This window comes from Neisseria sp. P0022.S010 (genome assembly GCF_051956635.1).
In genome coordinates, this window is the sequence record NZ_JBQCXF010000001.1 from 33,316 (window position 1) to 58,287 (window position 24,972).

The 24,972-nt window shown below is 49.1% G+C and carries 25 protein-coding genes; 11 read left to right on the plus strand and 14 right to left on the minus strand.

The features are described from left to right. Nucleotides 1-71: 71 nt before the first annotated feature. Entirely contained in the window at nt 72-2,825 is a 2,754-nt protein-coding gene (secA, locus tag ACTHUT_RS00165; RefSeq protein WP_188213527.1) for a preprotein translocase subunit SecA, read from the minus strand. Between the two features lie 154 nt (nt 2,826-2,979). On the opposite strand from secA, the gene ACTHUT_RS00170 reads away from it, so the two are divergent. The 8 genes from ACTHUT_RS00170 (at nt 2,980) to argF (ending at nt 9,267) form a co-directional block, all read left to right on the plus strand. Beyond that, a complete protein-coding gene (locus tag ACTHUT_RS00170; RefSeq protein WP_440386104.1) occupies nt 2,980-3,402 on the plus strand; it encodes a DciA family protein in 423 nt (140 codons plus the stop codon). A 292-nt stretch (nt 3,403-3,694) separates the two neighbouring features. After that, nucleotides 3,695-4,273 carry an azurin gene (azu, locus tag ACTHUT_RS00175; RefSeq protein ID WP_003748712.1) on the plus strand — a complete coding sequence of 193 codons (579 nt, stop codon included), beginning with the start codon at nt 3,695-3,697 and terminating at the stop codon, nt 4,271-4,273. 92 nt (nt 4,274-4,365) lie between these two features. Beyond that, entirely contained in the window at nt 4,366-4,875 is a 510-nt protein-coding gene (locus tag ACTHUT_RS00180; RefSeq protein ID WP_070836867.1) for a hemerythrin domain-containing protein, read from the plus strand. A gap of 33 nt (nt 4,876-4,908) precedes the next feature. Next, nucleotides 4,909-5,529: a glucose-6-phosphate 1-dehydrogenase family protein gene (locus ACTHUT_RS00185; RefSeq protein WP_004519621.1), complete on the plus strand. Its 621-nt coding sequence runs from the start codon at nt 4,909-4,911 to the stop codon at nt 5,527-5,529. 111 nt (nt 5,530-5,640) lie between these two features. Then, the gene (dapE, locus tag ACTHUT_RS00190; protein ID WP_440386105.1) at nt 5,641-6,774 is read left to right on the plus strand and encodes a succinyl-diaminopimelate desuccinylase; all 1,134 of its coding nucleotides are present in this window, start codon (nt 5,641-5,643) and stop codon (nt 6,772-6,774) included. 241 nt (nt 6,775-7,015) lie between these two features. Next, nucleotides 7,016-7,366: a VOC family protein gene (locus ACTHUT_RS00195; protein ID WP_440386106.1), complete on the plus strand. Its 351-nt coding sequence runs from the start codon at nt 7,016-7,018 to the stop codon at nt 7,364-7,366. A gap of 6 nt (nt 7,367-7,372) precedes the next feature. After that, a complete protein-coding gene (locus ACTHUT_RS00200; RefSeq protein ID WP_440386159.1) occupies nt 7,373-8,128 on the plus strand; it encodes a methylated-DNA--[protein]-cysteine S-methyltransferase in 756 nt (251 codons plus the stop codon). Nucleotides 8,129-8,271: 143 nt separating this feature from the next. Continuing rightward, nucleotides 8,272-9,267 (plus strand): ornithine carbamoyltransferase, encoded by a 996-nt coding sequence (gene argF / locus ACTHUT_RS00205; RefSeq protein WP_314060558.1) that lies wholly within the window; start codon nt 8,272-8,274, stop codon nt 9,265-9,267. Between the two features lie 98 nt (nt 9,268-9,365). Here the strand turns inward: argF and ACTHUT_RS00210 are convergent, their stop codons facing one another. The 3 genes from ACTHUT_RS00210 to hemN all read right to left on the minus strand — a co-directional run bounded on the left by ACTHUT_RS00210 (nt 9,366) and on the right by hemN (nt 12,120). Continuing rightward, nucleotides 9,366-10,352 carry a TraB/GumN family protein gene (locus ACTHUT_RS00210; protein WP_440386107.1) on the minus strand — a complete coding sequence of 329 codons (987 nt, stop codon included), beginning with the start codon at nt 10,350-10,352 and terminating at the stop codon, nt 9,366-9,368. Between the two features lie 33 nt (nt 10,353-10,385). Further along, nucleotides 10,386-10,631 carry a DUF1289 domain-containing protein gene (locus ACTHUT_RS00215; RefSeq protein ID WP_440386108.1) on the minus strand — a complete coding sequence of 82 codons (246 nt, stop codon included), beginning with the start codon at nt 10,629-10,631 and terminating at the stop codon, nt 10,386-10,388. A 67-nt stretch (nt 10,632-10,698) separates the two neighbouring features. Next, nucleotides 10,699-12,120 (minus strand): oxygen-independent coproporphyrinogen III oxidase, encoded by a 1,422-nt coding sequence (gene hemN, locus ACTHUT_RS00220; RefSeq protein ID WP_440386109.1) that lies wholly within the window; start codon nt 12,118-12,120, stop codon nt 10,699-10,701. Nucleotides 12,121-12,282: 162 nt separating this feature from the next. Here hemN and fnr point away from each other — a divergent pair, with 162 nt between their 5' ends. Further along, nucleotides 12,283-13,017, plus strand: coding sequence for a fumarate/nitrate reduction transcriptional regulator Fnr (gene fnr, locus ACTHUT_RS00225; protein WP_003748691.1), 735 nt, complete (start codon nt 12,283-12,285; stop codon nt 13,015-13,017). An 86-nt stretch (nt 13,018-13,103) separates the two neighbouring features. Here fnr and ACTHUT_RS00230 read toward each other — a convergent pair whose 3' ends face one another. Then, complete coding sequence (locus tag ACTHUT_RS00230; protein WP_440386160.1) at nt 13,104-14,054, minus strand: CysB family HTH-type transcriptional regulator; 951 nt, start codon at nt 14,052-14,054, stop codon at nt 13,104-13,106. 442 nt (nt 14,055-14,496) lie between these two features. Between ACTHUT_RS00230 and ACTHUT_RS00235 the strand changes: the two genes are divergently transcribed. Further along, nucleotides 14,497-15,258: an OmpA family protein gene (locus tag ACTHUT_RS00235; protein WP_003748686.1), complete on the plus strand. Its 762-nt coding sequence runs from the start codon at nt 14,497-14,499 to the stop codon at nt 15,256-15,258. Between the two features lie 138 nt (nt 15,259-15,396). Here the strand turns inward: ACTHUT_RS00235 and ACTHUT_RS00240 are convergent, their stop codons facing one another. Both ACTHUT_RS00240 and greA read right to left on the minus strand, forming a co-directional pair. Continuing rightward, nucleotides 15,397-15,825, minus strand: coding sequence for a DUF4149 domain-containing protein (locus tag ACTHUT_RS00240; RefSeq protein WP_293210198.1), 429 nt, complete (start codon nt 15,823-15,825; stop codon nt 15,397-15,399). Between the two features lie 87 nt (nt 15,826-15,912). Further along, the gene (greA, locus tag ACTHUT_RS00245) at nt 15,913-16,389 is read right to left on the minus strand and encodes a transcription elongation factor GreA (protein WP_440386110.1); all 477 of its coding nucleotides are present in this window, start codon (nt 16,387-16,389) and stop codon (nt 15,913-15,915) included. A gap of 344 nt (nt 16,390-16,733) precedes the next feature. On the opposite strand from greA, the gene ACTHUT_RS00250 reads away from it, so the two are divergent. Then, nucleotides 16,734-18,143, plus strand: a complete 1,410-nt coding sequence (locus ACTHUT_RS00250) for a PepSY-associated TM helix domain-containing protein (protein WP_440386111.1) — start codon at nt 16,734-16,736, stop codon at nt 18,141-18,143. Between the two features lie 207 nt (nt 18,144-18,350). Here ACTHUT_RS00250 and rplS read toward each other — a convergent pair whose 3' ends face one another. The 7 genes from rplS to misR form a co-directional block, all read right to left on the minus strand. Then, nucleotides 18,351-18,716 (minus strand): 50S ribosomal protein L19, encoded by a 366-nt coding sequence (rplS, locus tag ACTHUT_RS00255; RefSeq protein ID WP_003679470.1) that lies wholly within the window; start codon nt 18,714-18,716, stop codon nt 18,351-18,353. 14 nt (nt 18,717-18,730) lie between these two features. Further along, nucleotides 18,731-19,480, minus strand: a complete 750-nt coding sequence (gene trmD, locus ACTHUT_RS00260; protein WP_295697833.1) for a tRNA (guanosine(37)-N1)-methyltransferase TrmD — start codon at nt 19,478-19,480, stop codon at nt 18,731-18,733. Continuing rightward, nucleotides 19,480-19,989, minus strand: a complete 510-nt coding sequence (gene rimM / locus ACTHUT_RS00265; protein ID WP_036493152.1) for a ribosome maturation factor RimM — start codon at nt 19,987-19,989, stop codon at nt 19,480-19,482. The genes trmD and rimM overlap by 1 nt, the downstream gene beginning before the upstream one ends. A 15-nt stretch (nt 19,990-20,004) precedes the next feature. Beyond that, a complete protein-coding gene (gene rpsP / locus ACTHUT_RS00270; RefSeq protein WP_003684452.1) occupies nt 20,005-20,253 on the minus strand; it encodes a 30S ribosomal protein S16 in 249 nt (82 codons plus the stop codon). 75 nt (nt 20,254-20,328) lie between these two features. Further along, a complete protein-coding gene (locus tag ACTHUT_RS00275; protein ID WP_440386112.1) occupies nt 20,329-22,719 on the minus strand; it encodes a GNAT family N-acetyltransferase in 2,391 nt (796 codons plus the stop codon). 55 nt (nt 22,720-22,774) lie between these two features. Then, a complete protein-coding gene (locus ACTHUT_RS00280; RefSeq protein ID WP_036493156.1) occupies nt 22,775-24,172 on the minus strand; it encodes a HAMP domain-containing sensor histidine kinase in 1,398 nt (465 codons plus the stop codon). A gap of 15 nt (nt 24,173-24,187) precedes the next feature. Next, nucleotides 24,188-24,865, minus strand: coding sequence for a two-component system response regulator MisR (gene misR / locus ACTHUT_RS00285; RefSeq protein ID WP_003748666.1), 678 nt, complete (start codon nt 24,863-24,865; stop codon nt 24,188-24,190). Nucleotides 24,866-24,972: the final 107 nt, after the last annotated feature.

Below are 24,972 nucleotides of genomic sequence, written 5' to 3' on the forward strand. Positions count from 1 at the left end.
GTCTGAACAGACGTGAGAACGAAATCAAAGATTCTCGTTTCATTGTTCAGACGGCCTTTTGAATTGACTGCTTAGTTCAATTTACCGTGGCACTGTTTGTATTTCAGGCCGCTGCCGCAAGGGCAAGGATCGTTGCGGTGAACAATCAGGCCGTTTTGTGCAAGCGCTTCAGGGCTGAAGTCGGTACCGTCAGGATCGAATGCTTCGGTCACCAAATCGGTTTGCGATTGGCCGAGCAATTCTTCCATATCGGGCGCGTCGGAGTGGACGGTTTGAACATCGCTGACGCTTTGTGCGGCGGTGTGGTCGTATTCGCTGTTGCGCTCGATTTGAACGGCAGTCAGCAAAGCGGCAATGTTTTGTTTGATGCTGCGCCACAGGTTTTCAAACATGATGAAAGCTTCACGTTTGTATTCTTGTTTCGGATTTTTCTGAGCATAGCTGCGCAGATGAATGCCTTGGCGCAGGTAGTCCATGGCGGCGAGGTGTTCGCGCCATTGGTTGTCGATAACTTGCAGCATAACGTTGCGTTCGAAATCCGACATGGCTTGTTTGCCGACCAATTCGACTTTCTCAGCATATTCGTCTTCGATGCGTTTGATGAGACGCTCTTTAATGTCTTGGTTGTCCAAAGTGCTGTCTTCTTTCAGCCAGCCTTTAATATCGACATGCAGGCGGAAATCGGCGGCAAGTTGGTGCTCAAGTGCCGGAATGTCCCATTGCTCTTCCATGCTGTCAGGCGGAATGTGGTAATCAACCAAGTCGCTGATAACGTCGGCGCGGATTTCGCGAGTCAAATCGCTGACGTCTTTAGTCGTCAGGATTTCGTTACGTTGATGGTAAATCACTTTACGTTGGTCGTTGGCAACGTCATCGTATTCCAAAACCTGTTTACGCATATCGAAGTTGCGGCCTTCGACTTTACGTTGCGCGCCTTCGATTTGACGGGTCAGCAGGCCGTGTTCGATGGCAACGCCGCGCTCGGGTGCCAGGCGGTTGAGGATGGCGGCGGCACGGTCGAGAGCAAAGAGGCGCAATAATGGGTCTTCAAACGACAGGTAGAAACGGCTAGAGCCTGGGTCACCCTGACGGCCTGCACGACCGCGCAATTGGTTGTCGATACGGCGGCTTTCGTGGCGTTCCGTACCGATAATGTGCAAACCGCCTGCGGCCACAACTTGGTCGTGTTCGGTTTGCCAGCCGCTTTCAAGGGCGGAAATTTGCGCTTGTTTTTGCTGTTCGCTCAGAGTTTCATCGGCGTGGATGGCTTCGATTTGATGTTTGAGGTTGCCGCCCAAGACAATATCGGTACCGCGGCCCGCCATGTTGGTGGCAACGGTAATTGCGCCGACTTTACCGGCTTGGGCCACAATCAATGCCTCGCGCTCGTGTTCTTTGGCGTTCAGAACGTTGTGCGGCAGACCGGCTTCGTGTAACAAACGGGAAACCAGTTCGGAGTTTTCGATGCTGGTGGTGCCGACCAAAACCGGTTGGCCGTTTTTGTGGCATTCAGCAATGTCTTTGACAACGGCTTCAAATTTTTCTTCGGCCGAGCGGAAGATTTGGTCGTTGAAGTCTTTGCGTTGTACCGGACGGTTGGTCGGGATGATGACGGTTTCGAGGTTGTAAATGCTTTGGAACTCGAAGGCTTCGGTGTCGGCCGTACCGGTCATGCCGGACAGTTTGCTGTACAGGCGGAAGTAGTTTTGGAAGGTAATAGATGCAAGCGTTTGGTTTTCGCGTTTGATTTCTACGCCTTCCTTGGCTTCAACGGCTTGGTGCAAGCCTTCGGACCAACGGCGGCCGGCCATCAGACGGCCTGTGAACTCGTCCACAATCACGATTTCTCCGTCTTGAATGACGTAGTGTTGGTCTTTGTGGAACAGGGTGTGCGCACGCAATGCCGCCATGAGGTGGTGCATCAGGGAAATATTGGCGGCAGAGTAGAGCGAGTCGTTTTCCTGCAATAAGCCCATTTGGGTCAGGATTTGCTCGGCGTGTTCGTGACCGGCTTCGCTCAGAATAACTTGGTGTGCTTTTTCATCTACCCAGTAATCGCCTTCGCCTTCTTCGGTTTCTTGGCGGATAAGGTGGGCCGGAACGGCATCCATCACGCGGTAGAGCTGGATGTTGTCATCTGCCTGGCCGGAAATAATCAGCGGCGTACGCGCTTCGTCGATCAAAATGGAGTCCACTTCGTCGACAACGGCAAAGTTCAATTCGCGCTGAACTTTGTCGTATTGGTCGGTCACCATATTGTCGCGCAGGTAGTCGAAGCCGAATTCGTTGTTGGTACCGTAAGTAATGTCGGCACCGTAAGCGGTTTGGCGTTCGAAAGGTTGCAAATCGGCTACGATCACGCCGACACTCAATCCTAAGAAATTGTACAACGGCTCCATAATGCCCGCGTCACGGGAGGCGAGGTAGTCATTGACGGTAACGACGTGTACACCTTTTCCTGACAATGCATTCAGGTAAACGGCAAGGGTGGCCACCAATGTCTTACCTTCACCGGTACGCATTTCGGCGATTTTGCCATGGTGCAGGACCATACCGCCGATCAGTTGTACATCGAAGTGGCGCATGCCCAATACACGGCGGGATGCCTCGCGGCAGACGGCAAAGGCTTCAACCAAAATATCATCTAGCGTTTGTCCGTCAGCGAGGCGTTGTTTGAATTCGGCGGTTTTGGCCTGTAAATCCGCGTCGCTCAACGCTTTCATCTGTTCTTCGAGTGCATTGATTTTAGCAACGGATTTACGATATTGTTTCAGCAGGCGGTCGTTGCGGCTGCCGAAGATTTTCTTAGCAATGTTTGTCAGCATGAATAATTCCTGCGCCTTGATATAATAGTGGGCGAAATTGGGATTTTAACACAAGCGCTTGTATAACGCGGTAATGCTGTTTGAAATAAAGGCGGTTTTGCCGTATTTCAATTGTAATGGTTTGGTTAATTTACTGAAAGGCCGTCTGAAATATATGGATTTAGCACAATTGGGCAAGCGCGACCGCTTATTGGAGGGCTTGTTGCAACAATCGCAACAATGGCGGAAATTGGATGCAAAAATCAAAACGGTTTTGCCGGTCAACCTGCATCCGCATTTTCAGACGGCCTGTGTTGAAGACGGAAGACTGGTTTTGCTGGCCGCCAACAATATGGCTGCTTCGCGTTTGAAAATGATCCTGCCCGCCATGTTGCCCAAGTTGCAAGCATTGCACGACGGAATACGGGAAGTGGCGGTCAGGGTGATCCCCAAACCTCCGTCCCAGCCAAAAACCAACAGCTTGCGATTGAGCGAGGCCGCTTTGGACAGCTTCGATGCGGCTGCGGCCAAATTGGAAGGCAGGCATCCCGAATTGGCAGCTGCATTGGCAGAATTGGTACGCAAACACAGCCGATAAAATCATGCCAAATGAGATTATGGTTAATAAATGTTAAAACTTATTTCATTTGACTGATAGCATCTAATACTAAAGAAATACGACCTAAACAGTAACTGTTTTCTTTTAGGTAAACTGATGTAAACTTGGCCTGAAACTTTGATTTCGTGTGAAGTTTGTAGCAAAATAACGCCTGAATTTCTTATCGTTCTGCGTGAAATAAGTTTAAGTCTGGCATTTGCCTTTGTTAATATATTCGCGCGGGTTCTATTAATAGAACTTAACAAGACTCTCATCATTAGGAGATACATCAATGAAAGCTTATCTGGCTCTGATTTCCGCTGCCGTTATCGGCTTGGCTGCATGCTCTCAAGAAGCTGCAAAACCTGCTGAAGCACCTGCTGCTTCCGCTGCTTCTGAAGCTGCTCCTGCAGAAACTACTGCACCTGCCGATGCTGCTCCTGCATCTGAAGCTGCTCCGGCCGATGCTGCCGCCGCTCCTGCTGCCGGCAACTGCGCGACTACTGTTGAAGCCAACGACGCTATGCAGTTCAACACTAAAGAAATCCAAGTAAGCAAAGCTTGTAAAGAATTCACCATCACTTTGAAACACACCGGTACCCAACCTAAAGAAAGCATGGGTCACAACATCGTCATCGGTAAAGCCGAAGACATGGACGGTATTTTCAAAGACGGTGCCGGTGCTGCTGCAACTGACTACGTTAAACCTGACGACGCACGCGTTGTTGCCCACACCAAACTGGTTGGCGGCGGCGAAGAAGCTTCCCTGACTCTGGATCCTGCTAAATTGGCCGGCGGCGAATACAAATTCGCTTGTACCTTCCCAGGTCACGGTGCTTTGATGAACGGTAAAGTTACTTTGGTTGACTAATCCGCTTTAAGCTTGAAAACAGACAGCCTGCCTTGCGCAGGCTGTTTTGTTATAATCTGGAAACATTAATTTAAGAATAAAACCTCAAAACCATGAATCCGTTTGAAACCAAAAGCGTTACTTTTGCCGAACCCATTGAAATGTTGTACGCCTGTCATGGTAAAGTGCGCCGTTTCTGCAGCCAGGTTGCCATGTTGTCGGACTATATTGCCGAAAACGGCTGCAATCAAATCGTTTTGCAAACCATCCGCCAGATTGCCCAATATTTTAATGTTGCCGCGCCGTTGCACCATGAAGACGAAGAAGAAAATTTCTTCCCGCTTCTATTGCAATATGCGCCGCAAGCTCAAGAAAGCGTTGACGAGCTGTTGCGCCAACATGTCAGCCTGCACAACAACTGGGCGGCAGTATCCGCCGAATTTGCCAAACTCGAAGCAGACAACGCCTATGTTCCTGATGCGGAAGCGTTCAAACGCTTTGTCGCAGGATATGATGTTCATCTGGCGATTGAAGAGCCGCTGTTTGATATGGGCAAAACCTTTATCCCCAAGGAAAAACTGACCGAAATCGGCGAAATTATGGCTGCACGCCGCCGCAAATAAGGCCGTCTGAAACAATCGTCTCAAGGATATATTATGCTGACCCCAAAAAGTTGCGATTTGTTCAATATTCCCTTTTTCCAATTTTCCCAGCTTAAAAAATACCAGCCTGAAAGTATTCCGCAAATTAAGGCCGACTATAAAGAAAACTGGCAGGTATGGCAGCAGCTGATCCAGCAGGTTGCCGCCGAATTGGGTGCGCCGTTTGCGCCGCCGCATATCGAACGCTGGTGTAACGGCTGGCAGGTCCGCGCCCATTTCTTTGCCTATTTCAAATACGAACAATATAAAAATTCCGCAGCAATTTTATCGATTTTGCTCAACCGCCGCCGTTTGAGCGTCAGCTTGGATTGGCACTGCTATAAAGCCGATGTTTCCCCTATTGCGTTGCCTGATTACAACCGCTGGCTGGATAATTTTGATACTGAAAAATACGCTTCCTTCGATATGTGGCACGGTGCGGAAAGTGAATATGACGATTATCGTACCGTTGCCCAACAAAGCGACGGCGATAGAAAGCTTCGAGACGACAAAGATTTCTTCTGTATCGGCAAACACATCGAACGCGATGATTTGGGCAAGCAGGATGTCGCGAAATGGATAGTGGAAACAGTGGAAGACTTACTGCCGCTGTATGAAGCTTGTCATGGAAAATAACTCAGGACGCAGAAAGACAAACTGCCCATTCAGTATCTTTAAATAAACTCAAGGCCGTCTGAAAATCATATTCAGAACGTTTCAGACGGCCTGTTTTTCAAAGTGAACACAATGACCGAAACCCAATCCCTAGAACTCGCCAAAGCGTTGATTTCCCGCCCGTCCGTTACACCGGATGACCAAAATTGCCAACAACTGCTGGCCGAACGCCTGCAAAAAATCGGTTTTGCCGTAGAAGAGCTTCATTTCGGCGACACCAAAAACATTTGGTTGCGCCGCGGTACACAGGCTCCGGTGTTCTGCTTTGCCGGACATACCGACGTCGTGCCGACAGGTCCTGTTGAAAAATGGGATTCGCCTCCGTTTGAACCGACCGAGCGTGAAGGCCGTTTGTATGGTCGCGGTGCAGCGGATATGAAAACCAGCATTGCCTGTTTCGTTACCGCCTGCGAGCGTTTCGTTGCCGAACATCCCGATCATCAAGGCAGCATTGCGCTCCTGATTACTTCGGACGAAGAGGGCGATGCGCTGGATGGCACGACCAAAGTCGTCGATGTGTTGAAAGCGCGCGGCGAATTGATTGATTACTGTATCGTCGGCGAACCGACTGCCGTGGATAAATTGGGCGATATGTTGAAAAACGGCCGCCGCGGCTCGTTGTCGGGCAATCTGACCGTCAAAGGCAAGCAAGGCCATATTGCCTATCCGCATTTGGCCATCAATCCCGTGCATACTTTTGCTCCGGCCTTGCTGGAGCTGACGCAGGAAGTTTGGGACGAGGGCAACGAATACTTCCCGCCGACCAGTTTCCAAATTTCCAATATTAACGGCGGCACAGGCGCGACCAATGTGATTCCAGGCGAGCTGAACGTCAAATTCAATTTCCGCTTTTCTACCGAGTCCACCGAAGAAGGGCTGAAACAACGCGTCCACGCCATTTTGGACAAACACGGTGTGCAATACGATTTGCAGTGGTCTTGTTCAGGCCAACCGTTCCTGACTCAGGCAGGAAAACTGACCGACGTGGCACGCGAAGCCATTGCCGAGATTTGTGGCGTTGAGGCCGAATTGTCCACCACTGGCGGCACTTCGGACGGACGCTTCATCAAGGCCATTGCCAAAGAACTCATCGAATTAGGCCCGTCCAACGCGACCATCCACCAAATCAACGAAAACGTACGTTTGGAAGATATTCCGAAGCTGTCGGCGGTGTATGAGGGTATGTTGAAACGCTTGTTGAAGTGAAAAGGCCGTCTGAAAACGACAGAAAGGTTATTACTCCGCCAAAATCGGCATATATTGAGGCAATACCTTAAGGAACATCCTACGACGGTTCAATCAATTCTTTATCATAATAAGAATGGCAATGGATACGGGGACACATTTTCAGGAAGGTAGATTTTTATTAAGTCTTTTTATTGATAGGGCATTCCATTCAATTTTCTTAAGTGATATTGTGATACCAACTCGTTGATAAGGAGAAATAATGATGAAGTACGATAATTTTTTCTTTCCTACAGATGATCTGGCTACCAGTTGCCGTTTTTACCAAGATGTACTGGATTTGCCCGTTAAATTCGACTTTTCCGAAAGTGGCATGGTTGCTTTTCGGGTGGGTGAAGAAGAAGCTGCCATCATTCTCAAAGAGCGGAATAAATTTCCCAATATGACACCTGCTGTGTGGATTGAAGTGGATGATGTGCAGGCGAAGTATGCGGCGTTACAGGGTAGAAATATCCGTTTTCTAAGTGAACCTTTCCGTATTCGTACCGGATGGGCTGTGGAATTTTTTGATCCGTCGGGTAATCGTTTGGGGTTTGTTGATTATCGGGAGTAAATGCAGATGATTACTCTGCCTTCTTTAGATGCGCTTCCATCAAAGTGGAATGAAATCCGCGAGCGACTGGAAACCGATTTTTCCACCGGCTTCGAAGCCTTGCTGCACGAGCGTCTTACGGGACACGAAGCCAAGCAGCTTGAGCAGGATTTTATCGACAGTATCGGTTGCGCCCCTGAAGAATATGTCCGTACCCGCCGAACCATCCGACTGTTGGAAAAGCGTTATCCGGATAGTCCGAACGAACTGACTGCAGCCGCGCTTGCCACGCCTTTGGGCGAGATGTTGGCGGTGTTCGGTGGCAAGGGTTTGTGTCTGCTGGAATTTGTCGGTCAGAAACAGCTAGGGCAGGAAATCACGGCTGTCCAAAAAGCTTTGCACGGACAGTTTATTTTTCAAGAAAATGAGCAAACGCAACTTTTGCGCCAAGAATTGGATTTATACTTCCAAGGCCGTCTGAAAGTTTTTGCGACGCCTTTGGAAACGATAGGCACGGCCTTTCAGCAGCAGGTATGGAATGCGTTGCTGACTATTCCTTACGGCGAAACGCGCAGCTACAAGGAGCAGGCACAGCAGTTGGGTAATCCTAAGGCCATTCGCGCCGTTGCCGCTGCCAACGGGCAGAACAAAGTGTCTATCCTGATTCCCTGCCATCGCGTTATCGGCAGCGACGGCAAACTGACCGGCTACGCAGGCGGTTTGAACCGCAAACAATCGTTGCTTGCCTTGGAGCGAGGCGAGGTTCAGACGGCCTTGTTTTGAGTTTTGATAGAGGATAAGGGGCCATGCTTCGGGCAGGCTTCGCACGTTAAAAAATTGAGCAGCAGAAGGTCGGTGGAAGCCCGACGAAATCTGCACGGAGAAAAATGTTGGGCAACGCCCACGCTAGAAAAGAGAAATACGACATGAGCCTGAAAAACCGCCATTTCCTGAAACTTTTGGATTTCACGCCCGAAGAAATCACCGTCTACCTCGACCTTGCCGCCGAATTGAAAGCCGCTAAAAAAGCAGGAAACGAGGTGCAGCGGATGCAGGGAAAAAACATTGCCCTGATTTTTGAGAAAACATCGACCCGCACCCGTTGCGCGTTTGAAGTGGCCGCACGCGACCAAGGGGCAGGAGTAACTTATCTGGAGCCTTCTGCCAGCCAAATCGGGCATAAGGAAAGCATTAAGGATACGGCGCGTGTTTTAGGGCGGATGTTTGACGGCATCGAGTATCGCGGCTTTGGACAGGATGTGGTGGAAGAGCTGGCCAAGTATGCAGGCGTGCCTGTGTTCAATGGTTTGACCAACGAGTTCCACCCGACTCAAATGCTTGCTGATGCACTGACGATGCGCGAGCATAGCGACAAGCCTTTGAACCAAATTGCGTTTGCCTATGTCGGTGATGCGCGTTACAACATGGCCAATTCGTTGCTGGTGTTGGCTGCGAAACTGGGCATGGACGTGCGTATCGGTGCGCCGAAAAGCCTGTGGCCGTCTGAAAACATTATCGAGACGGTGCAGGCTGTTGCCAAAGAGACCGGTGGACGGATTCTGTTGACAGAGAATGTGAAAGAAGCCGTAAAAGGCGTGGATTTTATCCATACCGATGTGTGGGTCAGCATGGGTGAGCCTAAAGAGGCGTGGCAGGAACGTATCGATTTGCTGAAAGATTACCGCGTTACGCCTGAGCTGATGGCGGCGGCGGAAAATCCGCAAGTCAAGTTTATGCATTGCCTGCCTGCTTTCCATAATCGCAAAACCAAAGTCGGCGAGTGGATTTATGAGACATTCGGCCTGAATGGTGTGGAAGTAACGGAAGAAGTCTTTGAAAGCGAAGCCAGCATCGTGTTTGATCAGGCAGAAAACCGGATGCACACGATTAAAGCGGTGATGGTAGCGGCATTGGGCGATTGATTTTGCGCTCAACATTGCTTACCGCTTCATTTAATAGAGATTAAATAAAGGCCGTCTGAAAGAAAGAATTTCAGACGGCCTTGTTGTTGGATTGGGATTTATTGCCAAATCAGGACTTTGGGTTCGGGCGTCACTCGATAGCCTTCTTGACGCAATAGTTCGATTAATCCTTTTTCGCTGGGTAAATGGGCAATGCCGACGGCAAAGATGGTGCTTTGTTTGGCGGATTGCTTGCGGATTTTAGGCAGCCATGCCTGGTTGCGGCGGATCAGGAGATCGTTTTTCAGCCAATCGTACATGGCTTTGGCGTACTTAGTATCAACACGTTTGAGGGTGCGTTGTTCGGTTTCTTCCAAAAGTGGAATGAGTTCTTCAAAGCGGCCGTCTGAATAAGCTTGATGGAGTTTTTTGACATCTTCGGTTTCTTCTTTATTGGTTTTAATGCTGGCTTTCAGAAAGTTGATCATGGTTTCTTCTGGCTGTGCTTTGAAGATTGCGGAAACTTCGTCCAAGCTTTCTAATGAACCACGCGGTTTGTTGATATTGACTGCTGCGTTGGTCAGCAACATATCTGCACCGGTTTCTGAGCTATATCCTTGGGGAAATGCGCTGCCGGCAAAAACCAATGCTGCCCACGGGTGGAGTTTGTCGGCAATTTTGGCGATGGGTCGGCTTTCTTCATTTTGTGAATAGATTTCTTGTAAAAGACGGAAATCTGCTTTTCCAAGCTTGCGGCTGAGCGGTTCGGTACTCATGACTTCTTTGAAGTATTTTTGATACATTTTTTTTGTTTCCGGACTGCTGTCCGGCAATGCGTCAACTTCTGTGGTCAGTTGGTCGGCGGATTGCAACAGTTTGAGGGCATCGGAAGACAAGGTTTGATTGGTTTGCCCCATGTGGATGGTGCCGAGCAGATAGGAATCGGGTTGGCCTTCTTTACTGATTTTCCAAACATTGCTGGTGAGTTTGGGCTGCTGCCAGTTGAGTTCGGTAGGTTTGCTGTCGGGTGAAGTTGAGGCGGGTTTGCAGGCACCCAGGGCAAGGGCGGTCAATGGCACAAGCAGGCAGGCGAGCAGTCTTTTCATGTTTTTCCTTTTGGTGTGTGTGGTGAGGGCGGTTTAGAAATCGAGCAGATTTTGAACCGGTTGTTCGCCCGTGTCGGGCTTTTCTATTTTGCGGTTGCGGATTTTGGCTTTCCTGAGAGACAGAAGGTGCATGACTTGATGCTTTTGGCTGTCGGTCATCTGGAGCCAGTACAAGCGCTCTTCCCGACTGCGCAGGCAGCCTTTGCAATAACCTTTGGCATTGGCTTCGCAGACACCTATACAGGGACTGGGGATGGGGAAGAAATCGGGTTGATCCATTTTGTTGCTTTTGATGTGAAAAAAGGCCGTCTGAAATATAACACATACTTTCAGACGGCCTAAGTGTTTATACGGTTTGTGAATATTTGGCTTTGGTTTCTTTATGGCGCAGATGATAGTCGAACACCATGGCGATGTTGCGGATCAGGAAACGTCCCTTCGGCGTAACGGTCAGGCCGTGCGGTTTGAGGCGGACCAGGCCGAGGGTTTCCAGTTGCTTCATATCTTCCAGTTCGGCTGCAAAATAACGGCTAAACGGAATGCCGAACACGCTTTCGTAAATCCGATAGTCGAGCGAGAAGCGGCACATCAAATCCTGAATGATGTTGCGGCGCAAAATGTCGTCTTGATTGAGCTGGTAGCCGCGCATGATGGGCAGGTGTCCGGCGTCGAGTGCGGCGTAATAGGCATCGATATCGCGCTCGTTTTGGGAGTAGGTGCTGCCGATTTTGCCGATAGAGGACACGCCGATCGCCACCAAGTCGCAGTCGGCATAGGTGGAATAACCTTGGAAATTTCGTTGCAGGAAACCTTCTTTGAGTGCGATGGAGAGCTCGTCGTCAGGTTTGGCAAAGTGGTCCATGCCGATGAAAACGTAGCCTCGCTCAGTCAGGGTTTGAACGCAATATTGCAGCATATCGAGTTTTTCTTCACTGCCGGGTACGACATTGGTGTCGATACGGCGTTGCGGTTTGAAGATATGCGGCAGGTGGGCGTAGTGGTAGAGGGCGAGGCGGTCGGGGTCGAGGGACAAGACCGTGTCAATGGTGGTTTTGATGCTTTCGGTGTTTTGGTGCGGAAGGCCGTAAATCAAATCGACACTGACGGATTTGAACCCTGCTTCGCGGGCGGCATCGATGACTTCTTTGGTTTCTTCGTAACTTTGGATACGGTTGACGGCTGCCTGCACTTTAGGATCGAAGTCTTGAATGCCGACGCTCATGCGGTTGAAGCCGAGTTTGCCCAATTTGAGGACGGTCTCGCGGCTGACTTTGCGCGGGTCTATTTCGATGGAGTATTCGCCGTTGGGGATGAGCTGGAAGTATTTGCGGATCATTTCGAAGACGCGTTCGAGTTGGTCGTCGCTTAGGAATGTCGGCGTACCGCCGCCGAAGTGGAGTTGCGCAAGCTGGTGTCGTCCGCCCAAATGCGGTGCCAGCAATTCCATTTCTTTTTCCAGATACTGGATATAGGCATCGGCACGGCTTTTGTCTTTGGTAATGATTTTATTGCAGCCGCAGTAGTAGCAGATGGTATTGCAGAAGGGAATGTGGATGTAGAGTGAAAGGGGTTTGTTGAGCGCGCCCATGTTGCGCAGGTTTAAAGCTTGGATATATTCGGCTTCTTTAAAGCCTTCATGGAAGCGGTCGGCGGTCGGATAGGATGTATAACGCGGACCGCTTGATGGCAAACTGGCAATCAATTCGCGGTCGAATTCCGGTAATTCATTGTTTGTGTTGGTGTTATTTGAGATGGGGATGATTTTCATGGTCGGGGCTTGTAGTATGAAGTAAGGAAATTAGGGAAAATTTTAGTCAAAATTTCGATAGTTTGGTAGAATGCCTCATAATGATATGCCGACTTTGATATGGGTCAATAGTTATTCGGCTTAATCAGGGATTGAGAGAACTAAGCAAATTAAAGGTGCGTTATGGCTACACACAATGCAACACATCAAATGAAAACCTTGTGTTCCACATGTTCTTTACGCGAACTGTGTTTGCCTGTCGGACTAATGCCTAACGAATTTTTACAATTGGATGCGGTGATCCGTCAAAGCCGCCGTCTGAAAAAAGGCGAGTACTTATTTCGCGCCGGCGAGCCGTTTACCTCTTTATTTGCCATCCGTGCAGGTTTCTTTAAGACAACAGTCGCCAGCCAGGATGGACGGGATCAGGTAACCGGCTTTTTTATGTCGGGCGAGCTGATCGGGATGGATGGGATTTGTTCCCATATTCATAGTTGTGATGCTGTGGCTTTGGAAGACAGCGAAGTATGCGAGCTTCCGTTTACGCACATTGAAGAACTCGGTCAGGATATTCCCAGCCTGCGCTCTCACTTTTTCCGCTTGATGAGCCGTGAAATTGTCCGAGATCAGGGCGTGATGTTGCTTTTGGGCAATATGCGCGCCGAAGAGCGCTTGGCCGCATTTTTGCTTAACTTATCTCAGCGTCTCTATTCCCGAGGTTTTGCCGCCAACGATTTTATCCTGCGGATGTCGCGTGAGGAAATCGGCAGCTATTTAGGGCTGAAACTGGAAACGGTCAGCCGCACCTTATCCAAATTCCATCACGAAGGCTTGATTTCGGTTGAACACAAGCACATCAAAATCCTAGATGCGACAACTTTGAAGAAAATGGTTTCCGGTTGTTCGCACGCTATCTGAATCTGAGGCCGTCTGAAATTGTTCAGACGGCCTTTTTAACACAAGTTAAAGAATAATTGTTAAGTTACGCAAGTGATAGTTAGATGTTAAATTGAAAAGTCTTCAACGACCGGCGTGTACAGAATGCGGTCAACCGCTTCGCGGGTCAGTTTTGGTGCAAACATCTGTATAAAATCATAGGCATAACCACGCAGGTAAGTGTCGGTGCGCAAGGCTATCCAGGTGGGCGACGGCTCAAATAAGTGAGCCGCGTCTATCAGCTGCAAATCTTGATCGACAACGGGATCGTAAGCCATTTTGGCCATCAAACCCACGCCTAAGCCTAAGCGTACATACGTTTTCAATACATCCGTATCGGCAGCCGATAAGGCAACATCAGGTTGCTCGATATGCGCTTTATTAAAGGTACGCGCAATGCTGCTGCCGGAGTTGAACGCAAATTCGTAAGTAACCAGCGGAAAAGAAGCCAAATTTTCAAGGCTTAAAGGATTGCGGCAGTCTAAAAGAGGGTGGTCGTGCGGGACAATGACGGCATGGTTCCATTCATAGCAGGGCAGTTTGCCTAACTCGGGGTGATCGTCAATGCGTTCGGTAATAATTGCCAAATCTGCTTCTCCGCTGCTGACCATTTGGGCAATAGCGGAAGGGCTGCCTTGTTTGATGGTCAAATTGACCTTAGGGTAGTTTTTCACAAATTCTGCAACGATTTTAGGCAATGCATAACGTGCCTGGGTGTGCGTCGTGGCAATGGTCAGGGAGCCGCTGTCATGATCGGTAAATTCGCTGCCGATATTTTTAATGTTCTGTACATCGCGCAAAATCCGTTCCGAAATCTCTAACACGGCTTTGCCCGGTTGCGAAACGGAAACCACACGCTTGCCGCTGCGGATAAAAATTTGGATACCCAATTCTTCTTCAAGCAGGCGGATTTGTTTGGAAATGCCGGGCTGGGATGTAAAAAGCGCATCGGCAGCCTCGGAGACATTCAGATTGTGCCGGTAAACTTCAAGGGCGTAACGTAATTGTTGCAGTTTCATGGTAGCAGTATCGGATACGTTGTTATTGTGGATTTTGTGCGACAAACGGTCTGTAATTTAACATATTTTGCCCAGTTTTGCCCCGAGTTTTGAAAATGGTTGTTTTTAATGAAAATATCTTTTAATGATATGAAAACAGGAAATGCAGGAAGGAAGAGGGAAAGGAATTTTGTTGTTTTTGTACAACTTCGGGTAGGTGAATTGTCTGATTTTGCCCTAAATTAATGACACAAGATTGATTTTTCGGCATGATTAACTACTAGGAAGCAGGCACTTCATAATTGTTTGAAGGCATCGAGTATTGACAGTTTGCCTTGCGCTTCTTTATAGTGCAACCTGATATATCCGATTTGTCGCTGTTTTGATACTGCGGCCTGTATATTGGTACTTTGCAGCGGTTGCTTTCCTAGTCCGCCGCATAACAATTTGATGAGGGAATAAAATGACCAAACAGCTGAAATTAAGCGCATTGTTCGTTGCCTTGGTTGCCTCTGGCACCGCAATGGCCAGCGAAGCGCATACCAAACACGGTTACACCGTAAGCAGCCAATCTCAAGAAATCGTCCGTAACAACTACGGCGAATGCTGGAAAAACAGCTACTTCGACAAAGCTACCCAAGGCCGTGTTGAATGTGGTGACCGCGAAGCAGTTGCTCCTGTACAACAAGCTCCTGAGTATGTTGATGAAACTGTTTCTCTGTCTACTAAAACTCTGTTCGGCTTCGACAAAGATAACTTGCGTCCTGAAGCTCAAGAAAACCTGGACGCTTTGGCCCAACGCCTGAGCAACGAAAGCGTACAAACTGTACGTGTTGAAGGTCACACTGACTTCATGGGTTCTGAGCAATACAACCAAGCTCTGTCTGAGCGTCGTGCTAACGTAGTTGCTAACTATTTGGTAGGTCATGGCGTTGCTTCTAGCAAAATCTCTGCAGTAGGTCTGGGCGAATCTCAAGCTCGCATGACTGCTACTTGTGAAGCTGAAGTTGCTAAACTGGGCAAAAAAGTTTCTAAAGCTAAGAAACGTGCTGCTCTTATCGCTTGTATCGAACCTGACCGCCGCGTTGATGTTAAAATCCGCAGCGTTGTCACTCGTCAAGTTGCTCCAGGCCAAACTATCGAAGGTCAAGGCGAATTGCCTGCTACTGATGAAGGTTGGATCCCAGCTCCTTACAATGGCGTTCACGGTTACGCTAAACCTTAATCGGTTTGTGAAAAATGCCCTGCGATATGCGGGGCATTTTTTATGGCTTGTATTTGAGTAATTAAGATAATTCGTGATTTCAAAATGAGAAGGGCCGTCTGAAAGATTTATTTTCAGACGGCCTTTTATTAAAACAGTTTAGTTTGGCCCGGGCCATTTCCATACGCACATCGCTGCCAGTATCGTACAGATTAAAAAAATAATCCTGGATAAGCCATGCCAAATGCCGAATGTTCCGCCTACTAGGGATAAGAGCCAGTTATCCAGTCCGTACTTGTGCGCCTCGATAACCGGCGTAACCAAAAGATGATTACAGGCTAAGAGTAGCCAAAGTACCAAAACCCACCAAGAGAGGGAGGCCAGTTGCCGTCTGAAAAAGGCATAGGCTGCGCCAAAAATAACTAAGCCGCATATTGCGGTAATGGCAAACAAAATGCCGGCGATTTCGCCTGCCAGCATCTTAGGCAGGAGATGGAATAGGATGGGGGCGACAATATAGCCTGCTGTCAGTTGCATGCCTAGCCAAATGGCAGCAGCGGTTTGAGTGATTTTGTAGGGCAGACTCATCTGGTTTCTCTTTGGGAAATTCTGTTTTAGTTGTGATGGTGTAACAAAAGGCCGTCTGAGAACGTTTTCAGACGGCCTTGAGTTTATTTAGATGTATTGTACGGAAATAATATCATATTCACGCACGCCGCCGGGGGCCTGAACTTCTGCAACGTCGCCTTCTTCTTTTCCGATCAAGGCACGGGCAATTGGGGAGCCAACGTAGATTTTGCGTTTTTTAATGTCTGCTTCGTCTTCGCCGACAATTTGGTAGGTTACTTGTTCTTCGGTTTCCAAATCTTCCAGTGTTACTGTTGTGCCGAATACGATTTTGCCTTCGGCATGGATTTCGGCAGGATTGATGATGTGGGCCATAGAGAGTTTGTGTTCCAGCTCGGCAATACGGCCTTCGATAAAGCCTTGACGCTCTTTGGCGGCTTCGTATTCTGCGTTTTCAGACAAGTCGCCGTGTGAGCGTGCTTCGGCGATGGCTTCGATGACTTCTGGGCGTGCTACGCTTTTGAGGTGTTGAAGTTCTTGTTTCAACAATTCTGCACCGCGGACGGTCAAAGGGATTTTTTGCATTGAGTTCTCCATGAAAGCATGATGATGCTTTTAAAATTTTATCCGGCCACGCGCGGGAGCCGGATTGGAAATAAAAATACAAGCCGCCAAAGCTTGGCGGCTTGATGAATAAATAAGTAATGCCTGTATTCTACCAAATTCTGCCGAAACCGCAATGATTAAAACGGGTTTTCAGTAAAGTGTTGTTTTCTGTCTATTTTGTTTTTTCAGACGGCCTGCAAACTAAATATTGAAGTATTTCAAAGCTACGCTTGAAAAACGGTTTCGTAAATGAATGGTTTTGATTAAAATGCTTGCTAATAATTCTTAAGGATTAGTCTGCTTTAATTATATAAAGAGAATATATGGAAACAAAACCAACTTCCCAAAATGAACAACAGGCTAACCGCCGTTATTTGACTGTTTGGCGATGGCATTTCTATGCCGGACTTTTGGTTGCGCCGTTTTTAACCCTGCTCGCTGTTACAGGGTTGGGAATGCTGCTATTTGCCAATATCACCGGTAAAGAAGGCGAACGCATACATGTTACGCCGCAGGCAGTGGTTCAGCCTTTGTCGGCTCAGGCTGAAGCTGCCAGACAGTTTGTGAATCCGGAAACTGCTTCTGTAGTGCAGTATATTGCGCCGCGCGCAGATGATATGGTTGCCGTATTCCGCGTGAACAATGACGATAAAGCCACTATGGTTGCTGTTGATCCCTATACGGCAAAAGTCGTGAACACGATGCCGCGCGGTCAAGGCTGGTATCACACGATGGATGAAATCCACGGCGATATGATGATGGGTGCGACTGGTGACTACCTGTTGGAAACTGCTGCGTCGCTAACCATCATCATGATTGTGACCGGTATTTATTTGTGGTGGGTAAAACAGCGTAGTCTGAAGGCCGTCCTTTTACCTAAAGCAGGCAAAGGCCGTTCTTGGTGGCGTAACCTACACGGTGCGGTTGGCTCTTGGGTTTCTTTGATTTTGCTGCTGTTCTGTTTGTCTGGTATTGCTTGGGCAGGTATTTGGGGCGGTAAGGCTGTGCAGGCATGGAGCCAATTCCCAGCCGGCAAATGGGGCGTGGAACCTAATCCGGTATCTTCCGTGCCAACTCATGGCGATGTGTTGAATGATGGCAAATCCAAAGAAGTACCGTGGATTTTAGAGCTGACGCCTATGCCGGTTTCCGGTACGACACTGGGCGAAAACGGCATTAATCCGAGCGAGCCGATGACGTTGGAGACGGTTGACCGCTTTGCACGCGAAATTGGCTTTAAAGGCCGCTATCAGCTTAATTTACCTAAGGGTGAGACCGGTGTATGGACGCTGTCGCAAGACTCAATGAGTTACGATATGATTAGTCCGACCGCCGACCGTACGGTACATATTGATCAATACAGCGGCAAAATCCTGGCTGATATTCATTTCGATGATTACAACTGGTTTGGTAAATTCATGGCGGCAAGTATTGCTTTGCATATGGGTACACTGGGCTGGTGGAGCGTGTTGGCGAATGTTGTGTTCTGCCTGGCGATTATTTTTATCTGTGTCAGCGGCTGTGTGATGTGGTGGAAACGCCGTCCTTCTGAAGCGCGTGGTTTGGTTCCTCCTGCGCAGAAAATCAAATTGCCGGTATGGTGGGCAATGGCTGTGCCACTTCTGATTTTGGCTGTGATTTTCCCAACGGCCGTTGCCGCAATCGCTGTTATTTGGATTTTGGATACATTGTTGTTATCACGTATTCCAGCATTAGCAGGATGGTTTAAATAACCGCCCGATGTAATTCAAGGCCGTCTGAATCTTTTGTTTCAGACGGCCTTTTTTATAGAGGTCAAAAGTAGGGGGTTATGATTCTGTTTAAGTTTATGCGTGAGATGGGAATTGTGATTGGCTTACAGGATTGTGTAAGAAAGACGAGGAGATCTTGTATAAAAACAAAAAACCCACTTCATTGAAGTGGGTTTTTGAAGAAAGCGATTAACCTTTGCGAGCAGGCAATTTTTCTTTAATGCGGGCCGCTTTACCGGTCAGGCCACGCAAGTAGTACAGTTTGGCGCGACGTACGTCACCACGGCGTTTAACTTCGATTTTTTCTACGGTAGGAGAGTACAGTTGGAAAGTACGTTCTACACCTTCGCCGCTAGAGATTTTGCGAACGATGAAGTTGCTGTTCAGGCCACGGTTGCGGCGGGCGATAACCACACCTTCGTATGCTTGCAGACGGCTGCGAGAACCCTCAACCACGCGTACAGATACGACAACGGTGTCGCCTGGAGCGAATTCAGGGATTTCTTTGTTCAAGCGAGCGATTTCTTCTTGCTCTAATTGTTGAATCAAGTTCATTTGTTTTTCCTAAGTTATGATTGGATTTCCTGTTGCTCTTGCAAGATTTCTTTTAAGAGGCGGGATTCCTTTGGGATTAAACTGCGCTTTTCCAATAAATCGGGTCGGCGCTCTAAAGTGCGTCGCAGCGATTGTTTCAATCGCCACTCGGCAATCAAGCCATGATTTCCTGAACGTAAGACATCAGGAACCATCATGCCTTGGAATTCTACGGGTTTGGTGTAATGAGGACAGTCTAAAAGGCCGTCTGAAAATGAGTCTTGTTCGGCTGACTGTATATCGCCCAATACACCCGGTACCAATCTTAAGACGGCATCCATCAACATCATGGCGGGTAATTCACCGCCCGAGACAACAAAGTCGCCAATGCTGATTTCTTCGTCCACACTGCGTTGTAACAGTCTTTCATCTATGCCTTCATAGCGTCCACATAGAAGGATAAGATGGGGCAGTTCGGCAAGTTCTGCGGCTTTTTTGTGTGTCAGCGGCTGACCTTGCGGACTGAGATAAATTACTTTGGCAGGTTTTTGCGAGTTTGTTTTAGCTTCTTCAATTGCCGCTTGAAGCGGCGGTGCCATCATAATCATTCCCGGGCCGCCTCCGAAGGGGCGATCATCGATATAGCCAAGTTTGTTGTCGGCAAATTTTCGGGGATTGATGGCTTGAAACTGCCAAAGGTTTTGTTTTCTTGCCCTGCCTGTAACGCCATATTCGACAATACTGTCGAACATCTCTGGAAAAATGGTGATGGCTTGAATCAGCATCAGTAGTCCAAACCCCAGTCGGCGATAATGGTTTTGCTGTCGGTATCAACAGATTCGATATAGTTGGAGACGAAGGGAATCAGGATTTGTCCGTGTTCGCCTTTAATCATCAAAACATCATTCGCGCCGGTTTCCATCAGGTTGCTGACTTTGCCGAGGACGATATTTTCTTTGTTGATGACGGTCATGCCGACTAAATCTGCCCAGTAGTATTCGTCTTCCTCAGTAGGGGCGAATGACTCTCTGGGAATTTCGATGGTATAGCCGCGCAAGGCAAATGCTTGATCGCGATCGTCTATACCTTCAAATTTGACCTGAAGTTCGCCATTGACAATTTTACCTGTTTCAAGCGTGACATTCAGGGTTTTGCCATCCTTGCATAACTGCCACTCTGGGTAGTCCAGCAGGCTGTCGGTGTATTCGGTATTGGCGGCAATTTTAAGCCAGCCTTTAATGCCGAATACGCCTTTGATGTAGCCCATGGCTACCCGTTTTTGAGTGTCTGTCATGGTCGTTTCAGCTGATTAAGCAGCGATTTTTTGCTCTTTAATCAGTTTGGCAACTGCATCGCTAACTTTCGCGCCTTGAGCGACCCAGTGGTTGATGCGGTCTGCGTCGAAACGTACGCGTTCTTGTTTTTCGTTGGCAACGGGGTTGTAGAAACCTACGCGCTCGATGAAGCGGCCGTCACGACGGTTGCGAGAGTCAGTTACGACTACGTTGAAGAAAGGGCGGTGTTTTGAGCCGCCGCGAGCCAAACGGATAACTACCATTTTGAGTCCTTTTGAAAAATGCGGATATATAGAAACCGCTAATTTTAGGATATTTCACACGGGTTATGCAAGTTTTTATTTGTTTTTGTTGCTGTTTTGCCATTCGTTCAAATCGAGGCTTGCTTGATACAGTCCGCGGTCGGTTTCCAACGGGGTAACGGTAAATCCTGATTTTTCAGCGAGTTTGAGCATTGGTGTGTTTTCTTTGAGGATTTCCGCATTCATGGTTTGATAACCTTGCTGTGTGGCAGTTTGTATAATGAGGCTCATCATTTTGCCGGCCAAGCCGGTTTTGCGGGCTTCGGCGGCCAATGTAATGCCGAATTCGCATTCGTTGCGATTGATGCGGCTATAACGGCTGACTGCGACGATACGGCCGTCTGAAGCGAAGGCGGCCCATGCGCATTCGTTATGGAAATCGGGGCGGGTCAGCCGTGCGAGTGTAGGCTGCGGCAATTCGTTGGTGTGGGTCATGAAGCGCGTATAGCGGTCGGCCGCAGGTAATTGGCGGACAAATTTTTGTTTGGCTTCGGCATCTTCAGGCTCTAGTGCGCGAATGTGCAGGGTGTTGCCGTCGGGCAGGACGAATGTGTCGGTTTGATTCGGGTAGGGGGCGAGTACGTTTTGTATTTCGGGTGTTTCGGTTTTAGGGTGCAGCAGTTCGGACGCGGCTTCGCCGGTGTTGCGTAGGAATTCGGCTGCAGCCGGATTTTTTTGTTGGAGGTAGGCGGCGGCACTTTGCATTTTGGCGGCGGCTTGTTCTAAGGTTTGGACGGCTTTTTTGGGGATTTTGGTTGTCGGCGCGGCTGGTTTTTCCACAATTTCGGGAATGATGGTGCTGCTGTATTGGCTGCCGTTGTAGTTGAGGATGATGTCGCCGATATGCTGATTGTTGTGGATAAGCGTGTTTAGGGAGTGCAGGAATTGATTGAGAACGGAAGTGTTGTCAAGTTCTGCAAATTGGCTTAAACGCTGGATATCGAGCGTGGTAAAGGGCGGTAATGCGGCTTGGGTTTGGCCGTTGTAATGGGCGGTCAGGATCTTGCCGTAAATGGGATGACGGCTGAATCGGAATTGAACGGCATTGTGCTTTTGGGTTTGGAACGGAGGCAGGTATAGGGCTTCTGCCATCAGTTCGGTTTGACCAGATGCAATGGCTTTATCGATACTTTTGTTTTTAGGCGTTTTCAGACGGCCTGTTTTGGCCGGGGCGGGGGTGTTTTGCGCTTGTTGCAAACAGGCGGTTTGATTGCGGAAATAAAGTGTCAGCAAGGCTTCTTCCGGGGTGTTGAACCGGGTCAGGCCGTCTGAAAAACGATGGCTGATGAGAATGGGCTTGCTGGTTTTTTGTGCTAAGTTATTCAGTGTTTGATGAATGCCGTACGCATCTGGTGTGTCCGGCGAAATAATGCCGAGCAGGGCTTGGGTGTGCGGATTTTGCAATTGTTCGAGTGCCAGGCGGTGGATGCGTGCGGGCGTGGGGTCGCTGCCGATGCAGCCTTGTTGGATGGATGGTGCGTCGGTTGGAAGGTTGAGAGTCAATTGGCAGGCATCGGCGGTGCTGCGCAGCCATTCTATCGGCGTATCGGACAAAATAGTGGGATGGGTAATGACGGGAATGCCGGAAAGATGGGCTTTTAAGGCTGCTTCGAGTTCGTTGGTATTGAATACCGGCAGGAAGTTGCAATGGCGGCTGAGGCTGTGTAGGACGGCTTTGTCTGTGTCGTCGGTGTAGTGTGTGGACAACAGGATAAGCGGGGTGTGGCGTGCAAAGTGTCGGATGGCGCTGAACAGCTCGCGTTGGTTTTCGGCCGGATTGTAGTGGATGACGGCAACTTTGGTATGGCGGTTGTGGCCGAAGCGGTTGAGCCAGTCGGCGGATGTGGTGGGGCTTAGGTTGTAGTTGAGGCTGATATGGCGCGATACTCCTTGATGCATTGTGTTCAGCAGATGGTTGATGTTGCGGCTGACAGTGCTGTGGCCGGTGAGTAATGCGATATGGCCGGCCGGATAGTCGGCTTGGGTGCCGATATTGAGATTGAGTGAGGGAAGTTGGACGCCTGCGCTGTTACAAACGCTGATGTTTAATTCGTCGCCGTGATATTTTTGAATGATGGAACGGGCGTTTTTGCAGGATTCGGGCGGCAGGTTTTCCCAATCTTGGATCAGGATAATGTGGCGCAGGCCTTTTTTGCGGCAGGCTTTGAACAGTGTGTCGTAATGGTCGTGCGGGATGACGGCGACAACTAAGTCGGCCTGGCCTGGAATTTTGCTGAGGCTGGAGTAGGAAGGGAGTCCGGCGACGCTGCTGTGGCGGAGATTGACGGGCGTGATTTTGCCTTGATATGAGGAACCGAGCAGGTGGCTGAAAATGCGTTCACCAAGGCTGTGCGGACGTTCGCTGGCGCCGACAAGGATGATGTGTTCGGGCATGAAGAAGTAGCCGGTTTGGACGGTTGCATTCATGATGGTTCCTTATTTGTGTTTTGGGCCGTCTGAAGAGTTTCAGACGGCCTTATTTTTAGGCTTCTTTTTTGTCTCCGGCTTTCTTTTTGGGAAGGATAAAACGCATCCTCAGGCCGTTGGGTTTGATATTTTCAGCAATGATTTTGCCGCAGTGCTGCTCCATGATGTGTTGCGTCAAGGCAAGTCCCAAGCCGGTGCCGGGCTTGTGTGCGCTGGAGTCGGCACGATAAAAGGCGGTAAAAATATGCGGAAGCTGCATTTCATCGACACCCGGGCCGTTGTCGGTAACATCGATAATCCAGTGTTTGCCGTCTTGTCCGATATGGGCCTGAATGGTACTGCCTTCCGGACTGTAGTTGATGGCATTGCGGATAACGTTGTCAAAGGCGCGGTACAGATAGCCTTCGTTGGCACTGATCACGGCATTTTCAGGGATTTTGGGGTCAATGCTCAGGGTAACGCTTTGATTGTTTTGGTGGGCAATGCTTTGGTTGTCCTCAATCAAGTTGGTTAGGAACGGAACGAGTTTGAGGTTTTCTTTTTCCAAAGGAATATTGGAAGTCTCTAGGCGGGAGAGGGTCAATAATTCACCTACCAAAGTATCCATGCGCACCAGCTCGCCTTCAAGCCGCTTGAGGTATTGCTCTTGTTTTTGCGGCTGAGATTGAATCAGGCCGACAATTGCCTGCATGCGCGCCAGCGGCGAACGCATTTCATGAGAAACGTGGTGGAGCAAATGACGCTCTTTGGCCACAAGTTTTTCCAATTTTTCGGCCATTTTGTCGAACTGTACGGCAAGGTGGGACAATTCGTCGTCACGGTCGTCAACTTGCTGGGAAATGCGGGTTTCGAGTTCGCCGTTGGCTACCCTGTCCATACCGCCGCCAAGAATTTTAATGGGCTTGGTGATGTTGTTGGCAAGGATATATGCCATCAAGAGGCCGACGATGATGATGAAAGACAGAATAATAAATTCGTGCCAAATCGGCGAAAGCGGCAGGCCGGGAATGAAAAGCGGGCTGGGCAGGCGTTGGGCTTGATGGTTATCCCAGCCTTTAATGAAGAAGAGGTATTCTTCGCCGAAACGGTCGTATTCGATGTGGGCTAAATCGGATTCGGGATTGTTGATGGCGAAGATGCGGGCGCGTTCGATGGACAGGCTGTCGATGTTGCGGCCTAAAATATCTTTTTTATCGTCGCCGGTAATCACATAAACGGCATTGGAAACCGGATTGTTTTTCCATTCCGAAAGAATTTCGCGCGCACCGCTGTCTCCGCGCGAGTTGAACGCGGAGATGATGCTGCTCATCAATGTGGTTTCGATGGTGCGGCGTTGGTTGAATTGGTTTTCGGCGAGGGTGTTTTGTACCAGCCAAAATGAAAAACTCGCCACAAAGATTGCGCAGACGATGACTGCGCAAAATGTGGCGAAGATGCGTTGAAACAGTTTCATTGATCTGTTTAATCTTTAGTTTTTAACAAACAGGTAGCCTAAGCCGCGTACAGTTTGAATCAGGGAGGCATCGCCCAGTTTGTGGCGGATGCTGGAGATGTGTACGTCGATGCTGCGGTCAAATTTAGCCAGTTTGCGGTCGAGTGCCTCGATGGATAGGGTCTCTTTGCTGACGACTTGTCCGGCGTGGCGCATCAAAACTTCGAGCAGGTTGAACTCGGTGCTGGTCAATTCGAGCGGAGTGTCTTTGATGCTGGCTTGGCGTTTGGCAGGGTAGAGGACAACGTCGCTGACGGAAATGCTGTTAGGCGCGTTGTTTTGTTCGTTGCTGTGTTGCGCACGACGCAGGATGGCGTTGATGCGGGCCAAGAGTTCGCGCGGTGTGCATGGTTTCGGAACATAATCGTCCGCACCCATTTCCAGACCGATGATGCGGTCGATATCGTCGCCTTTCGCGGTCAGCATGATGATGGGCACGGTGCTTTGGGTGCGTACGTTTTTCAGTACGTCCAAACCGTTCATTTTAGGCATCATGGAGTCTAATACGACGACATCGTATTGTCCGGTCAGAATTTCTTGGACGCCGGCTTCGCCGTCGGGAACGCTATGAACGTTGAGGCCTTCGGCAGTCAGGTATTCGGTCAGCAATTCGGTCAAGAGAGCATCGTCATCTACGAGTAATACGCGACTCATGGAATTTCCTTTTCGTGATTGTATGCGCCGCGGTACTAAATGGCAGTACGGCGCTTAAAATAGAGTTGTGTTCAATCTTAACATGCAATCTGCTTTTGTTGATAGCG

Excerpts from the sequence above, each read along its gene's own strand:
- secA (WP_188213527.1), bottom strand. The coding sequence starts at position 2,825 with ATGCTGACAAACATTGCTAAGAAAATCTTCGGCAGCCGCAACGACCGC.
- ACTHUT_RS00170 (WP_440386104.1), top strand. The coding sequence starts at position 2,980 with ATGGATTTAGCACAATTGGGCAAGCGCGACCGCTTATTGGAGGGCTTG.
- azu (WP_003748712.1), top strand. The coding sequence starts at position 3,695 with ATGAAAGCTTATCTGGCTCTGATTTCCGCTGCCGTTATCGGCTTGGCT.
- ACTHUT_RS00180 (WP_070836867.1), top strand. The coding sequence starts at position 4,366 with ATGAATCCGTTTGAAACCAAAAGCGTTACTTTTGCCGAACCCATTGAA.
- ACTHUT_RS00185 (WP_004519621.1), top strand. The coding sequence starts at position 4,909 with ATGCTGACCCCAAAAAGTTGCGATTTGTTCAATATTCCCTTTTTCCAA.
- dapE (WP_440386105.1), top strand. The coding sequence starts at position 5,641 with ATGACCGAAACCCAATCCCTAGAACTCGCCAAAGCGTTGATTTCCCGC.
- ACTHUT_RS00195 (WP_440386106.1), top strand. The coding sequence starts at position 7,016 with ATGATGAAGTACGATAATTTTTTCTTTCCTACAGATGATCTGGCTACC.
- ACTHUT_RS00200 (WP_440386159.1), top strand. The coding sequence starts at position 7,373 with ATGATTACTCTGCCTTCTTTAGATGCGCTTCCATCAAAGTGGAATGAA.
- argF (WP_314060558.1), top strand. The coding sequence starts at position 8,272 with ATGAGCCTGAAAAACCGCCATTTCCTGAAACTTTTGGATTTCACGCCC.
- ACTHUT_RS00210 (WP_440386107.1), bottom strand. The coding sequence starts at position 10,352 with ATGAAAAGACTGCTCGCCTGCCTGCTTGTGCCATTGACCGCCCTTGCC.
- ACTHUT_RS00215 (WP_440386108.1), bottom strand. The coding sequence starts at position 10,631 with ATGGATCAACCCGATTTCTTCCCCATCCCCAGTCCCTGTATAGGTGTC.
- hemN (WP_440386109.1), bottom strand. The coding sequence starts at position 12,120 with ATGAAAATCATCCCCATCTCAAATAACACCAACACAAACAATGAATTA.
- fnr (WP_003748691.1), top strand. The coding sequence starts at position 12,283 with ATGGCTACACACAATGCAACACATCAAATGAAAACCTTGTGTTCCACA.
- ACTHUT_RS00230 (WP_440386160.1), bottom strand. The coding sequence starts at position 14,054 with ATGAAACTGCAACAATTACGTTACGCCCTTGAAGTTTACCGGCACAAT.
- ACTHUT_RS00235 (WP_003748686.1), top strand. The coding sequence starts at position 14,497 with ATGACCAAACAGCTGAAATTAAGCGCATTGTTCGTTGCCTTGGTTGCC.
- ACTHUT_RS00240 (WP_293210198.1), bottom strand. The coding sequence starts at position 15,825 with ATGAGTCTGCCCTACAAAATCACTCAAACCGCTGCTGCCATTTGGCTA.
- greA (WP_440386110.1), bottom strand. The coding sequence starts at position 16,389 with ATGCAAAAAATCCCTTTGACCGTCCGCGGTGCAGAATTGTTGAAACAA.
- ACTHUT_RS00250 (WP_440386111.1), top strand. The coding sequence starts at position 16,734 with ATGGAAACAAAACCAACTTCCCAAAATGAACAACAGGCTAACCGCCGT.
- rplS (WP_003679470.1), bottom strand. The coding sequence starts at position 18,716 with ATGAACTTGATTCAACAATTAGAGCAAGAAGAAATCGCTCGCTTGAAC.
- trmD (WP_295697833.1), bottom strand. The coding sequence starts at position 19,480 with ATGCTGATTCAAGCCATCACCATTTTTCCAGAGATGTTCGACAGTATT.
- rimM (WP_036493152.1), bottom strand. The coding sequence starts at position 19,989 with ATGACAGACACTCAAAAACGGGTAGCCATGGGCTACATCAAAGGCGTA.
- rpsP (WP_003684452.1), bottom strand. The coding sequence starts at position 20,253 with ATGGTAGTTATCCGTTTGGCTCGCGGCGGCTCAAAACACCGCCCTTTC.
- ACTHUT_RS00275 (WP_440386112.1), bottom strand. The coding sequence starts at position 22,719 with ATGAATGCAACCGTCCAAACCGGCTACTTCTTCATGCCCGAACACATC.
- ACTHUT_RS00280 (WP_036493156.1), bottom strand. The coding sequence starts at position 24,172 with ATGAAACTGTTTCAACGCATCTTCGCCACATTTTGCGCAGTCATCGTC.
- misR (WP_003748666.1), bottom strand. The coding sequence starts at position 24,865 with ATGAGTCGCGTATTACTCGTAGATGACGATGCTCTCTTGACCGAATTG.